The following is a 12117-nucleotide window of genomic DNA, read 5'->3' on the forward strand; positions in this document are numbered from 1 at the left end:
GCCACGGCGGCCGCCTTCCGGACCTGCGCCACGCCGGCCGCCATCCGCGCCTGCACCACGCCGGCCGCTCTCCGGGGCCGCGCCATGCCAGCCTCCGTCCGTACCGGTACCGCGCCGGCCGCTCTCGGCGCCGGCACCTCGCCGTCCAGCGTCAGGAGTTCCGCCGTGCCGGCCGTCGTCAGGGGTCCCGGCGTGCCGGCCGGCGTCCGTGTCCATGGCGTGGGGGCCGTCGGCGGTCGGCGCGCCGGGCCAGGCCGGGTCCAGGGGTGTGCCGTGGTGGTTGCCTGGGTCCGCGGCGGGCCAGCCGGTGCTGTCTGTGGCCGGGGTCGAGCGGCTTCCTCTGGTGCGGCCCGTTTCGTCGTTGCCGCCCGAACGGCCGCCCTTGGAGCCGGACGGTGATCTTTTACGGGCCATCACAGCCCCGCCGCCCCGACGAGGTTTCCGACGGCGAAGGTGACCGCCGCCGCGACCGCCCCCACCAGTAGCTGGCGTAGCCCGGAATACCACCAGCTGCGCGCCGTCACCACCGAGACGATCGCCCCGGCCGCGAACAGCGCCACTCCGGACAGTCCGGCCGACCAGAGCAGGTCGTGCGCCCCGAGCAGGTACGGCAGCAGCGGCAGCAGCGCCCCCACCCCGAACGACAGGAACGACGACACCGCCGCCACCACCGGCGACGGCAGATCGCCTGGCGCCACCCCGAGCTCGTTGCGCGCGTGTATCTCCAGCGCCTGGTCGGGATGGAGTGAGATCTGCCTGGCCACCTCGGCGGCCAGGTCGGGCGCCACGCCCCGGTCCACGAACGTCTGCGCCAGCTCCGCCCGCTCGTCGTCGGGATGGCTGGCCAGCTCGCGCCGCTCGACGGCGATCTCGGCCTGGGCCAGCTCACGCTGGCTGGCCACCGAGACGTATTCGCCGCCCGCCATGGACAGCGCCCCGGCGGCCAGGCCGGCGGCCCCGCCGAGGGCGATGATCCTGGTGTTGGCGGTGCCGGCCGCGACGCCTGCGATGAGCGCGAAGTTCGACACCAGGCCGTCCATCGCGCCGAACACCGATGGCCGTAGCCAGCCTCCGGTGACGTCGCGATGTCGGTGGTGGGCCTCCGCGCGACCGCTCATCGAGAGTTCTTCTCCTTCGTCGCGGGTTCAGGCTCGGGAGATGCGGCGGTGGAAGGCTCTCCCGGGTCGTTGTCCGTCGCCTTGGTGCCCGCGTCGGTGTCGGTGTCGGTGTCGGCAGCAGCTTCCTCCGCCGCCGAACCCGTCTCAGTGGAGCCGGTCGTGGTGGGTTGAGGGGCCGCCGGTGCGTCGTCGGTGGCATCCGCGGTGTCGTCCTGGGAGCTCCCCGTACGCGTCGGCTCCGCCGTGTCCGCGGGCTCCTCGGTGACGGTCGTGCCCGGCTGCCGGTCCCCTGCCTCCGGCTGGTCGGAGGCGGCAGGCTCCTGCGCCGAAGGCCCCGTGGACGGCTCCGTCGTCGTTTCCGGATCCGGAGTCTCGTCGGCCGTGGGGTCGTCGCCTGGAGGGGCGTCGGTCTTGGAGGACTCGCCCGTGCCGGGATCGGCCTGGCCCGCCGAATGCTCCGGGTCGGCGTCGGCCTGCGTGCCGGGCTCGTCAGCCGACGGTGGCGAGACGATCTCCACGCCCGTCTTGTTGCGGGTGGCGAAGAAGTAGACCAGGGCGAGCACGAACAGCACGATGGAGGTCCACTGGTTGATCCGCAGCCCGAGGAAGAACACCGCGTGGTCGACGCCGCCGACCGGGTCGATGCGCAGCCCTTCGATCCAGAAGCGGCCGAGCGTGTAGCCGGCGACGTAGAGGGCGAACAGCCGCCCGTGGCGCAGCGCCAGGGCACGGCCGGCGAAGATGAGGGCGAAGCCGAGCGCGAGGTCCCACAGCGACTCGTACAGGAAGGTCGGGTGGTAGAGGACGCCGGGCTCGCCGCCGTGCTCGACGTCGATCTCCAGCCCCCACGGCAGCGTGGTCGGCGAGCCGTAGAGCTCCTGGTTGAACCAGTTGCCCCAGCGGCCGATGGCCTGCGCGAAGGCGATGCCGGGCGCGACCGTGTCGGCGACCGCGCCCATGGAGATGCCGCGCTTGCGCACGGCCAGCCAGACGCCGAGGGCGCCGAGCGCGACCGCGCCCCAGATGCCGAGGCCGCCCTCCCAGATGAACAGCGCCTGGATGGGCTCCTTGATCGCGCGCGGGCCGAAGTAGGTCTGCCAGTCGGTGATGACGTGGTAGAGCCGGCCGCCGATCAGGCCGAAGATGACCGCGGGGACCGCGATGTCGATGATCGTCCCCTGCTGGCCGCCGCGGGCGCGCCAGCGCCGCTCGCTCAGCCAGACGGCGACGATGACGCCGAGCACGATGCATAGCGCATAAGCCCGGATCGGGATGATTCCGAGATACCAGACCCCCTGGGAAGGGCTGGGAATCGAGGCAAGGGGCATGTCAGGTGAGGGTAGCGGAAGCGAGGCTACTTGGCCGCCTTCGTAATCTCATCGCGAAGTTGCGACGGGCTGAACAGTACCGGATTGTCTATCTCTGTACCGTTCAATTTCACTGTCGGCGTGTGGTCGAGCTTCTGCTCCTCGCTGACCTTCTTGCTGTACGCGAGCTGCGCGTCGGCGTTCTTGTTCGAGGTCACGCAGGCGTCGAAGCCGGGATCGGTGACGCCGGCGTCCTTGCCCCACTGCTTGAGCTGGTCGGCCGTGAAGCCCACCTCGCTCTCGGGGGGCTGGTTCTGGTAGAGCAGGTCGTGGAAGGCCATCCACTGCTTGCCGTCCGCGATGCACCTGGCCGCGCTGCCCGCCCGTACGGAGTTGGACTTGGTCGGCTCCTGCGAGAAGATCGTGATCGGGTGGAAGACCACCTTGGCCTTGCCCTCGGCGGCGAGGTTCTTGAACGTCGGGCCGCTGACCCGCTCCAGCTCCTTACAGGCCGGGCACTGGAAGTCCTCGTAGATGTCCACCACGGGCTTGGTGACGCCCGCGTTGGCCATCACGACGCTGCCGTCGGGCTGCACGGTGATCGGCGCGAGCGCCGCGCCGGCCTCCTCGGAGCGGGAGATGCTGGCGGCGTACCACGCGCCGAGCCCGACGGCGGCCACCGCGACCACGCTCGCGGTCGTGTAGGCCACCACCTTGCGGCGCTTCTCCTTCGCCCGTGCCTCCGCCTGCTGCGCCTTGATCTTCTCGCGCGCCGACTGCGACTTCGTCTTGGTACGGTCGCCCTTGCTCATCGCCGGTCCCCCTCGTCGTCATCACCTGTGTCACCCTCGATGCCGAGGGCACCGTCGAGCGCCAAGCGGCCCGGCGGGAAGCGCACCGTCCAGGCGCCGAGCAGGACGAGGCCGAAGTCGCGCAGGATGTCGAGCAGGTAGGTCGGCTCCTGGCCCACCCCCAGCTGCCCGCCGCCGCCGAAGCAGCCGCAGTCGATCCGCAGGCCGTTGGCCCACGCCCAGGCGATCCCGAACACGAACGCGAACATGAGCAGCCCGGCGATCGCCGCGGCCACCCTGGTGAGCAGCCCGACGATCAGCAGCACGCCGACCACGATCTCCAGGATCGGCAGGGCGTATCCCACCGCGACGGCGACCGGCTCAGGCAGCAACTGATAGGCCTTGACCGCCACGACGGAGTCGGCCGGGTTGCCGATCTTGAGCGCGCCCGCCGCGATCAGCACCCCGCCCAGCACGAGCCGGGCAACGGTTGTCACCCAGGGTATCGCCGTTGTCGCCCTCGGCAACGCTAGTTCCGCGGCCACGTGTGTTCTCCTCTGGATCTGCGCGGAAGTCGCGCAAAGTACCGGGATCTCCATCTGACCACGCCGCGGATAAGCATCAGCTAAGCGCGTTCCCCCTGGCGACCTGGGAGAGTCGCCGCTTTTCCCGACAAGCGGCACGAAGAATCGCGACGCCGCACACGGCACCCGGGTCACGCGGTGAACATGATCCCCAAGCGCGCCGGCGTCCCCGCGCACGGCATCCGGGCCGCGCCGCTCAGCGAGCGGGGCCCTTGGCTGATGGCCGCCCGGTCCCGGCGGCGCGGCACCGGGAGCGCGGCTCCCGTGGGCGCCCAGGCGGCGGCGGCACGTACGTGAGCGCCGGCGCACGCGGCCCCGCGTTCAAGCGGCTGACCGACGTTCGCTCAGCGACGTACGCCTCGCGCCATGTCCCTGGCCAGCGTGGCGATGGACTCCCGGCCGGCCGCCTCGTCGGGCGCGTCGAGGATGCGGCGGATGAACGCCGACCCGACGATGACCCCGTCGGCGTAGGCCGCCACCTCGGCCGCCTGCGCGCCGGTGCCGACGCCGAGCCCGACGCACACCGGCAGGTCGGTGTGGGCCTTGGTCCGCTCGACCAGCCCTTCGGCGGCGACGTTGACGCTCTCCCTGGCGCCGGTGACGCCCATGAGCGAGGCCGCGTACACGAAGCCGGTGCAGCAGTCGACGACGGCCTTGATGCGCTGCTCGGTGGAGCTGGGCGCGACCAGGAAGACCGTGTCGATGCCGGCCGCCGCGGAGGCGGCGCGCCACGGCTCGGACTCCTCGGGCGTCAGGTCGGGCGTGATCGTGCCGACGCCGCCCGCGTTGGCCAGGTCGCGCGCGAACCGGTCGGCGCCGTACTTGTCGATCGGGTTCCAGTACGTCATGACGAGCGTGGCGGCGCCGGTCGCGGCGACGCCCTCCACCGTGCGCATCACGTCGGCGATGCGCGTGCCGTTGGTCAGCGACCTGTGCACGGCGTCCTGGATCGTCGGCCCGTCCATGAGCGGGTCGGAGTAGGGCAGGCCGATCTCGATGACGTCGCAGCCGGCTTCCACCAGGGCCGCGGCGGCGGCGATGGCGCCGTCCTTGGAGGGGAAACCGGCGGGCAGGTAGCCGACGAGCGCGGCCCGGTTGTCCGCCTTGGCCTTGGCGAAAACCGTCTGAAGAGTCGTCATGTCTATCCGTTTCGAAGGTCGAGTCTCACCATGATGCCCTGCCGCGCGCCCGCCCCAGAATCCCCCGCGCCGGTCGGGCGCCGATGTGCCGCGGCGGGGGCCCGGCCGCCACAAAGCCGCCACCAAGCCGCCGGGCCGCAGAACCGTCAAGCCGCAGTGTCACAGGGCCCGCAGGTGTCAGAGGTTGAAGTACTTCATCGCCGTGCCCATGTCCTTGTCGCCGCGCCCGGACAGGTTGACCAGGATGGTGGCCGAGGGGCCGAGCTCGCGGCCCAGCTCCAGCGCACCGGCCAGCGCGTGGGAGGACTCGATGGCGGGGATGATGCCCTCGGTCCTGGCCAGCAGCGAGAACGCGGCCATGGCCTGGTCGTCGGTGACGCCGTGGTAGGTGGCGCGGCCGGTGTCCTTCAGCCAGGCATGCTCGGGGCCGACGCCCGGGTAGTCGAGCCCGGCGGAGATGGAATGGGACTCGATGGTCTGGCCCTCGTCGTCCTGGAGCACGTAGGTGCGCGAGCCGTGCAGCACGCCGACCGAGCCGGCGGTGAGGGTGAGCGCGTGCTCGCCGCTCTCCAGGCCGTGGCCGGCGGCCTCGTAGCCGTGGAGCGCGACGTCCTGGTCGTCGAGGAAGGCGTGGAAGACGCCGATCGCGTTGCTGCCGCCGCCGACCGCCGCGCACACCGCGTCGGGCAGCGCGCCGGTCAGCTCCAGCATCTGGCGGCGGGCCTCGACGCCGATGATGCGCGCGAAGTCGCGCACGATCTCGGGGAACGGGTGCGGCCCCGCCACGGTGCCGAACAGGTAATGAGTGGTGTCGACGTTGGTCACCCAGTCGCGGAAGGCCTCGTTGATGGCGTCCTTCAGCGTCTGGGAGCCGTTGGTCACCGGCACCACGGTCGCGCCGAGCAGCTTCATCCTGGCCACGTTGAGCGCCTGGCGCTCGCAGTCGACCGCGCCCATGTAGATGACGCACTCCAGCCCGAGCAGGGCCGCGGCGGTGGCGGTGGCCACGCCGTGCTGGCCGGCGCCGGTCTCGGCGATCACGCGCTTCTTGCCCAGCCGCTTGGTCAGCAGCGCTTGGCCCAGCACGTTGTTGATCTTGTGGGCGCCGGTGTGGGTGAGGTCCTCGCGCTTGAGCACGATCCTGGCGCCGCCGGCCTGCTCGCCGAAGCGCGGCACGTCGGTCAGCGTGGTGGGCCGGCCCGCGTAGGTGCGCAGCAGGTGGTCGAACTCGCGAATGAACTCCGCGTCGTTCTTGGCCTTCTCGTAGACGGCGGCGACCTCGTCGAGCGCCGGGATGAGCGCCTCGGGCACGTAGCGGCCCCCGAAGATGCCGAACTTGCCGTGCACGTCGGGGTCGTCGCCACGCGCGCCGTTGCCGGCCAGGTCGGCGGCGGTCAGGATGGTGCCTTCGTTTGCCACTGCTATCCCTCTGCTGAGTGGTCGGGGCGCGTCGACGGGTGGGCGCCGGCGGTCACCAGCGCCTCCACTGCCTTGCGCGGGTCCTTTCCGGTGACCAGGCTCTCCCCCACCAGCACGGCGTCGGCGCCGCCACGGGCGTAGGCGAGCAGGTCGTGCGGCCCGCGCACCCCCGACTCGGCGATCTTGATCACATTATCGGGGATCTTCGGCGCCAGCTTCGTGAAGACGTCGCGGTCGACCTCGAGTGTCTTCAGATTGCGCGCGTTGACGCCGATGACCCGGGCGCCGGCGGCGACCGCCCGATCGAGCTCGTCCTCGGTGTGCACCTCGACCAGCGGGGTGAGCCCGATCGACTCGGCCCGCTCGATCAGCGACACCAGCGCCTCCTGCTCCAGGCAGACGACCATGAGCAGGGCCAGGTCGGCGCCGTGGGCACGGGCCTCCCAGAGCTGGTAGGAGGTGAGGATGAAGTCTTTGCGCAGGATCGGGATGTCGACGCGGGCGCGGACCGCGGCCAGGTCTTCGAGGCTGCCGCCGAACTTGCGCCGCTCGGTCAGCACGCTGATGACGTGGGCGCCGCCCGCTTCGTAGTCTGCCGCCAGCGCCGCCGGGTCGGCGATCGCGGCGAGCGCGCCCTTCGACGGGCTGGAGCGCTTGACCTCGGCGATCACCGAGATCCTGTCGCCCCCGAGCGCGGCCATGGCGTCTCTGGGCGGCTGCGCCCGCTCGGCTCGCTGCTTGAGCTCGTCAATGGAGACGTCCCGCTGACGTGCGGCGAGGTCGGCGCGCACCCCGTCGAGGATGTCGTCGAGGACGCTCGGCCCTTCCGTCCGCTCACTCACGCGCTTGAGGTCCCTCCGGTCGGCTGCTGGGGGCGGCGGAGAGTTCGCGTCGCGTCCGCTCTCTCGCCTTTATCCTGCGATGGTATCGGCCCGCGTGGGGTCACCTCGCCACCGGCACCCGGTCAGGGAGCGAGGAACGCCCCGAAGGGCAGATTACGGACGACCCAGTAGACCATGACCACTCCGATGAACACCCACAGCCACGCCGGATGCGCCAGCGTCGTGCGTCTCGGCCGCCCCTGCCACGACCGCAGGACCCACCGTCCCCACCAGAACAGCAGGAACGGGATCATCGCCATGGCGAGCGGGTTGAGCCCGAGCGCGGCGACCGGGTCGAGGTGGGCCAGGGCGTGCATGGTGCGCAGCGTGCCGCACCCCGGGCAGTAGAGCCCGGTGATCTCCAGGAACGGGCAGGTCGGATAGTGACCGGGCTCGTTGGGATCCACCAGGCCGACCACCGCGAACGCCACGCCGGCGGCGGCCGCAACACCGAGCGGCGGCAGCAAGGCCTTCAGGCGTCTCGTGCCGTGCCGCTCGGTGGTTGCGAAGCTCATGCTCTCAGTATCCGCCTTCCGGTACGTGCTCGTCGTCTCACGCGGCCTAGTACGACGAGTACGAGGACATGCTGGCGGCGAAGATCACGAAGAACAGCACGTACGCGATGATCAGCAGACCGTAGCCGACGGCGCCGATGATCAGGCTGCGCTTCCACCACGTCTTGGCCTCTTCGGACGCCTGCTGAGCGCCCGCGAAGTCGCCGATCTGCCACTTCTGATTCACCTGCGACGACTTGACGATCGACACGACGCCGAGCGGGAGGCAGCAGAAGAGGGTGGTGAGGATGGCGGGGACGAGGTGGTTGTCCGGCGGGTTGCCGCCGGGGCCGCCGCCGTAACCGCCGCCGTAGCCACCGGGAGGCTGCTGGCCGTAGCCGCCACCGCTCGGGGGCTGCTGCCCGTAGCCACCGCCGTAGCCGCCACCGCTGGGGGGCTGCTGGCCGTAGCCACCGCCACTCGGAGGCTGCTGGCCATAACCGCCACCGCTGGGGGGCTGCTGGCCGTAACCGCCGCCACTCGGAGGCTGCTGACCGTAACCGCCGCCGGGCGGCTGAGCGCCGTATCCGCCGTCGCCCTGGTTACCGTAACTCATGCTAATGACCCCTCATGTCGTCATCTTTGAGTCTGAGTTGCGCGCGGCAGCCTAGCGAGAAACCATCTACTACGTGGACTAACGCCCATCTTGCGGACAATTCGTAATCGGACCGCAAGCGGGTCGTCACGGTCCGGCTACGCGCGGCACATGTCGCCGCCGGTTTCAGTAGTCGTACGAGGACGACGTGGCGGCGGCGCTCAGGCCCATCAGGGACAGCAGCATGCCGCCGAAGATGAGCCAGCACAACACCCAGATGACAACCGTGATGTACGAAGTGACCAGACCGCCCACCGCCATGCCCGAGCCCTCCTCGCCCGTGCGCTTGATCCGGTTGAGCGCGATGTGGCCGAGGATCACGCCGGGGATGCTGGTCAGGCCGCAGAAGATCAGGCCGATGATGCCCAGGACGAGCGAGGCCACCGCCATGCCGTTGGTGGAGCGGGGCGGCGCGTAGTAACCCGGCTGCCCGTAGCCCTGCTGGCCATAGCCTTGCTGACCGTAACCGCCGTAGCTGGGCGGCTGCTGCCCGTAGCCCCCGCTGGGAGGCATTTGCCCGTAGCCGAGCTGCTGCGGATGGCTGGCCGGCTGCTGTCCGTAACCGCCGCCGCTCGGCGGCTGCTGTCCGTAAGCGCCGCTCTGGGGCTGCTGGCCGTAAGCGCCGCTCTGGGGTTGCTGTCCATAGCTCCCGTCGCCACCGTAGGGCTGCTGGCCGTAGCCGGGCGATTGCTGACCGTAGCCTCCCCCCGGCGGCTGGGCACCATAGCCGCCGTTTTCACCCTGATCCCCGTAGCTCATGAGCCGGCTCCTCAAATGTCCGTGGCGAGTTGCAACGGCAGCTTATTGAGGAAACGTCCGCCTGGCGGACAAGGCTTCAGAACAATGGAGATTTCGCCAGGGCCGGGTGCTCAGCGGGAATCGGTCGGGTCGTCGCCGCGGTCGAGGGCGTCCCAGAGCGCTCTGTCGTCGGCGACCTGCGCCTGCGCGCCGGCGGGCGGGCTCTTCTCGCGGTCGTAGCGGGCCGACATGCCGGCCCACGCGCCCGCGCGCACGACCGCGACCGCTCCCCCGGCGATCATCAGTACGGCTCCCGCGCCGGACACGACGGGCCACCAGGCCACCGGCTCCCAGGGCAGGTCGGTGACGCCGTGCAGCTCGTTGCGTTCGCGCAGCCAGCCGGTGACGCCGGCGTCGTCGAGCGCCGTCCACGTCCCGGCCGCGGCGGCCACGCCGCAGAGGGCGAGCAGCATGCCGACGACGCGGCGGCCGAGTCCCTTGGCGGCCAGCACGGCCACCACCCCGGCCAGCCCGGACAGCGCGGCGGGGGTCAGCACCGGGCCGAGGTCACCGCCGGTGGGCGCGACCGCGCCGGGGCCGCCGAGCACCCGCGCCCAGGTCTGCCCGGCGGCGAAGAGCACCAGGAGGCAGCCGAGCGCGGTCGCCACGACCCAGCCCCACAGCTCGCCACGCCCGGAGGCCCGGCCCGATCCGGCCGCCCGGCCGGCCTCGGTATGAGTCTCGTCCGATCCGGCCGCCCGGCCGGCCGCCGTATGAGACCCGTCCGATCCGGAAGCCCGCTCTGCCCCGTCCGGCCCTTCTGTCCTGTCAGCCCCCATGCCGTCCGCCTAGCTCAGCGCGATGTCGAGCCGGTCGGCGTCGAAGCAGGTGCGATCACCCGTGTGGCAGGCCGCGCCCTCCTGGTCGACCTTGACGAGCAGGGTGTCGCCGTCGCAGTCGAGCGCCACCGACTTGACGTGCTGGACGTGGCCGGAGGTGTCGCCCTTGACCCAGAACTCGGCCCGGCTGCGCGACCAGTAGGTGGCCCGGCCGGTGGTGAGCGTGCGGTGCAGGGCCTCGTCGTTCATCCAGGCCAGCATGAGCACCTCACCGGTGTCGTACTGCTGGGCGATGGCGGGGATCAGGCCGTCGGGGTTGCGCTTGAGCCGGGCGGCGATCTTGGGGTCGAGCGACATGCTGCCATTCAACCAGCCCAGGGTGGTGCCCCCGCCACCGCTGTGCCGCGCCCGCCTCCCCCGGGGCTCAGGCCAGGGCCTGGGAGAGCGTGTCGTAGATGGGGAACAACGGCGCCAGGTTGGTGCGCCGCAGCCGCCGCAGCACCAGCCCGTCGGGGACGACCAGGGCCATGGTCCCGTCGCGGTCGCGCAGCGCGGCGAGCTGCCGCACCAGCACGCCGAGCCCCGTGGTGTCGATGAACGTCAGCCCGCTCAGATCGACCACCAGCCGGGGGCCGTGCGCACGGACGGCCTCGTCGAGACACTGGCGCACCCGGGAGACGTTGTCGACGTCGAGCTCACCCGCCAGGCTGACCACCACGAGCTCCCCGTGTTGATGTCGTGACATCTCCAGCACATCCACGCCCATGCTCCTCATGTCCCCTCCCACGGGTGGCCCCGCCGAAAAGGTACACCGGTCTGGGGCGCGTCACAGTGGGTTTTACAGAGAATGCGCTACGTGATGGCGTGGACCGGAGTAATTTCAGAGCCGACGCGTGCTAGGGGAGGACACGATCGTGGTGCACGTCGCGGGCTCCGTCCTCGATCCCGACCTGGGTGATCACGTCTGCCTGCCGTTCGAGGGCGAGCGGGAGCGGATGACGGCCACTCAGGCGTTCACCATGAACGGCCTGCGCCGCCGGACCAAGGTGGTGCTCATCACGCACGCCGACAGCCCCGAGCGGACCCGCGCGTGGCTGGCTCCGCTGGTGCCGGGGTTCGCCGACGCCGAGCACGCCGGGCGGATCGAGATCGTGGCGTGCGCCGACACCTACTTCACCGGCGGCTCGCTCGATCCCGAACGGGTGCACGCGAAGCTGGCCGGCGCCCACGACCGGGCCCGCGAGCACGGGCAGCACGGCGTGTACGCGCTGATCGACGCCTCCTGGGGCGTGGCCGACGCGCGCGGGCAGGCGACGTTCGAGGCGGCGACCAACGAGCTGTTCGGGGAGCGGTGGCTGGCCGCCGTGTGCCAGTACGACCGCCGGCTCTTCCCCCGCGACGCCCTCGACCGGGCCGCCTCGGTGCATCCGATCTCCCCCGAGCAGGCGCTGCTGCGCTTCGCCAACACCTGCTCGCCGCCGGGGCTGCGGGTGTGGGGTGACGTCGACCTGACCAACCGGCCGGCGTTCGCCTCGCTGCTGGCGCGGCTGGAGCACGAGCCGGGCGAGGTCGTGGTCGACGCCACCGGGCTCGACTTCATCGACGCCGGCTCGGCGCAGCTGCTCACCGTCACGGCCCTGGCCAGGCCGCTCGGCAGCACCTCCGTGGTGTGCGGGGCGTCGGTGGCCCGGGTGCTCAAGCTGATCAGGGCCGACGAGGTCATCGCCGTGCGCCGGGTCGGCGATGTGTAGACAGGTGTACTGCACGAGCTTCGCCCGGGGACGGATCACGTTCCTGCGCAGGGCCGTCGCCGAGCACGCCGGGCGCGCGGGGCTGAGCGGCAGGGGGCTGGAGGACTTCGTGCTGGCCGTCAACGAGATCGTCACGAACGCGGTCGTGCACGGGGGCGGGCACGGGCGGTTGCGGCTGTGGACGCGGGGCGAGCGGCTGTGGTGCGAGATCAGCGACGAGGGGCCGGGGCTGCCGGCGGGGTGGATGGGCGACATGCGCCCGCCCGCGGGGTTCGACTCCTGCGGGCGGGGGTTGTGGCTGACGAGCATGTTGTGCGAGCACATCACGATCGTGTCGGGTCCCGCGGGCACGAGCGTCACCTTCGCCGCCATGCGCGCCTGAGCCTCCGGAGCGGCGGGGC

Annotated in this window: 16 protein-coding genes; 3 read left to right on the forward strand and 13 right to left on the reverse strand. The window is 71.4% G+C overall.

Annotated features, from left to right (window positions below; genetic code table 11):
• Nucleotides 1-413 precede the first annotated feature (413 nt).
• From ABFX54_RS38600 to ABFX54_RS38615, 4 genes are all read right to left on the reverse strand, one after another.
• Entirely contained in the window at nt 414-1118 is a 705-nt protein-coding gene (locus ABFX54_RS38600; protein ID WP_346111743.1) for a VIT1/CCC1 transporter family protein, read from the reverse strand.
• A complete protein-coding gene (lgt, locus tag ABFX54_RS38605; RefSeq protein WP_428834619.1) occupies nt 1115-2362 on the reverse strand; it encodes a prolipoprotein diacylglyceryl transferase in 1248 nt (415 codons plus the stop codon). Before lgt ends, ABFX54_RS38600 begins: the two co-directional genes overlap by 4 nt.
• A 110-nt stretch (nt 2363-2472) precedes the next feature.
• Nucleotides 2473-3237, reverse strand: coding sequence for a DsbA family protein (locus ABFX54_RS38610; RefSeq protein WP_346111745.1), 765 nt, complete (start codon nt 3235-3237; stop codon nt 2473-2475).
• Nucleotides 3234-3713, reverse strand: a complete 480-nt coding sequence (locus ABFX54_RS38615) for a DoxX family protein (protein ID WP_346111747.1) — start codon at nt 3711-3713, stop codon at nt 3234-3236. The genes ABFX54_RS38610 and ABFX54_RS38615 overlap by 4 nt, the downstream gene beginning before the upstream one ends.
• Nucleotides 3714-3944: 231 nt before the next feature.
• Here ABFX54_RS38615 and ABFX54_RS38620 point away from each other — a divergent pair, with 231 nt between their 5' ends.
• Nucleotides 3945-4097, forward strand: coding sequence for a hypothetical protein (locus ABFX54_RS38620; RefSeq protein ID WP_346111748.1), 153 nt, complete (start codon nt 3945-3947; stop codon nt 4095-4097).
• Nucleotides 4098-4144: 47 nt separating this feature from the next.
• On the opposite strand, the gene trpA is transcribed toward ABFX54_RS38620, so the two are convergent.
• The 9 genes from trpA to ABFX54_RS38665 form a co-directional block, all read right to left on the reverse strand.
• A complete protein-coding gene (trpA, locus tag ABFX54_RS38625) occupies nt 4145-4939 on the reverse strand; it encodes a tryptophan synthase subunit alpha (RefSeq protein ID WP_346111749.1) in 795 nt (264 codons plus the stop codon).
• A 177-nt stretch (nt 4940-5116) separates the two neighbouring features.
• The gene (gene trpB / locus ABFX54_RS38630) at nt 5117-6340 is read right to left on the reverse strand and encodes a tryptophan synthase subunit beta (protein ID WP_428834621.1); all 1224 of its coding nucleotides are present in this window, start codon (nt 6338-6340) and stop codon (nt 5117-5119) included.
• A 20-nt stretch (nt 6341-6360) separates the two neighbouring features.
• A complete protein-coding gene (gene trpC / locus ABFX54_RS38635) occupies nt 6361-7200 on the reverse strand; it encodes an indole-3-glycerol phosphate synthase TrpC (protein ID WP_346111750.1) in 840 nt (279 codons plus the stop codon).
• A gap of 122 nt (nt 7201-7322) precedes the next feature.
• Nucleotides 7323-7754 (reverse strand): DUF2752 domain-containing protein, encoded by a 432-nt coding sequence (locus tag ABFX54_RS38640; RefSeq protein WP_346111751.1) that lies wholly within the window; start codon nt 7752-7754, stop codon nt 7323-7325.
• Nucleotides 7755-7800: 46 nt separating this feature from the next.
• Nucleotides 7801-8349, reverse strand: a complete 549-nt coding sequence (locus tag ABFX54_RS38645) for a CD225/dispanin family protein (protein ID WP_106244676.1) — start codon at nt 8347-8349, stop codon at nt 7801-7803.
• Between the two features lie 165 nt (nt 8350-8514).
• Entirely contained in the window at nt 8515-9147 is a 633-nt protein-coding gene (locus tag ABFX54_RS38650; RefSeq protein ID WP_346111752.1) for a DUF4190 domain-containing protein, read from the reverse strand.
• Nucleotides 9148-9257: 110 nt separating this feature from the next.
• Nucleotides 9258-9965: a Trp biosynthesis-associated membrane protein gene (locus tag ABFX54_RS38655; RefSeq protein ID WP_346111753.1), complete on the reverse strand. Its 708-nt coding sequence runs from the start codon at nt 9963-9965 to the stop codon at nt 9258-9260.
• Between the two features lie 9 nt (nt 9966-9974).
• Nucleotides 9975-10322: a phosphoribosyl-AMP cyclohydrolase gene (gene hisI, locus ABFX54_RS38660; RefSeq protein ID WP_428834620.1), complete on the reverse strand. Its 348-nt coding sequence runs from the start codon at nt 10320-10322 to the stop codon at nt 9975-9977.
• A 67-nt stretch (nt 10323-10389) separates the two neighbouring features.
• Nucleotides 10390-10740, reverse strand: coding sequence for an STAS domain-containing protein (locus ABFX54_RS38665; RefSeq protein WP_346111755.1), 351 nt, complete (start codon nt 10738-10740; stop codon nt 10390-10392).
• A gap of 118 nt (nt 10741-10858) precedes the next feature.
• Between ABFX54_RS38665 and ABFX54_RS38670 the strand changes: the two genes are divergently transcribed.
• Nucleotides 10859-11716: an MEDS domain-containing protein gene (locus ABFX54_RS38670; protein ID WP_346111756.1), complete on the forward strand. Its 858-nt coding sequence runs from the start codon at nt 10859-10861 to the stop codon at nt 11714-11716.
• 4 nt (nt 11717-11720) lie between these two features.
• The gene (locus ABFX54_RS38675; protein WP_346111757.1) at nt 11721-12098 is read left to right on the forward strand and encodes an ATP-binding protein; all 378 of its coding nucleotides are present in this window, start codon (nt 11721-11723) and stop codon (nt 12096-12098) included.
• Nucleotides 12099-12117 lie beyond the last annotated feature (19 nt).

It is taken from the genome of Nonomuraea maheshkhaliensis, from assembly GCF_039529435.1.
Classification (GTDB): domain Bacteria; phylum Actinomycetota; class Actinomycetes; order Streptosporangiales; family Streptosporangiaceae; genus Nonomuraea; species Nonomuraea maheshkhaliensis.

Bases quoted from the DNA above. Each gene is read 5' to 3' on its own strand.
- ABFX54_RS38600 (WP_346111743.1), bottom strand. From the start codon at position 1,118: ATGAGCGGTCGCGCGGAGGCCCACCACCGACATCGCGACGTCACCGGA.
- ABFX54_RS38610 (WP_346111745.1), bottom strand. From the start codon at position 3,237: ATGAGCAAGGGCGACCGTACCAAGACGAAGTCGCAGTCGGCGCGCGAG.
- ABFX54_RS38620 (WP_346111748.1), top strand. From the start codon at position 3,945: ATGATCCCCAAGCGCGCCGGCGTCCCCGCGCACGGCATCCGGGCCGCG.
- trpA (WP_346111749.1), bottom strand. From the start codon at position 4,939: ATGACGACTCTTCAGACGGTTTTCGCCAAGGCCAAGGCGGACAACCGG.
- ABFX54_RS38640 (WP_346111751.1), bottom strand. From the start codon at position 7,754: ATGAGCTTCGCAACCACCGAGCGGCACGGCACGAGACGCCTGAAGGCC.
- ABFX54_RS38645 (WP_106244676.1), bottom strand. From the start codon at position 8,349: ATGAGTTACGGTAACCAGGGCGACGGCGGATACGGCGCTCAGCCGCCC.
- ABFX54_RS38650 (WP_346111752.1), bottom strand. From the start codon at position 9,147: ATGAGCTACGGGGATCAGGGTGAAAACGGCGGCTATGGTGCCCAGCCG.
- ABFX54_RS38655 (WP_346111753.1), bottom strand. From the start codon at position 9,965: ATGGGGGCTGACAGGACAGAAGGGCCGGACGGGGCAGAGCGGGCTTCC.
- hisI (WP_428834620.1), bottom strand. From the start codon at position 10,322: ATGTCGCTCGACCCCAAGATCGCCGCCCGGCTCAAGCGCAACCCCGAC.
- ABFX54_RS38665 (WP_346111755.1), bottom strand. From the start codon at position 10,740: ATGAGGAGCATGGGCGTGGATGTGCTGGAGATGTCACGACATCAACAC.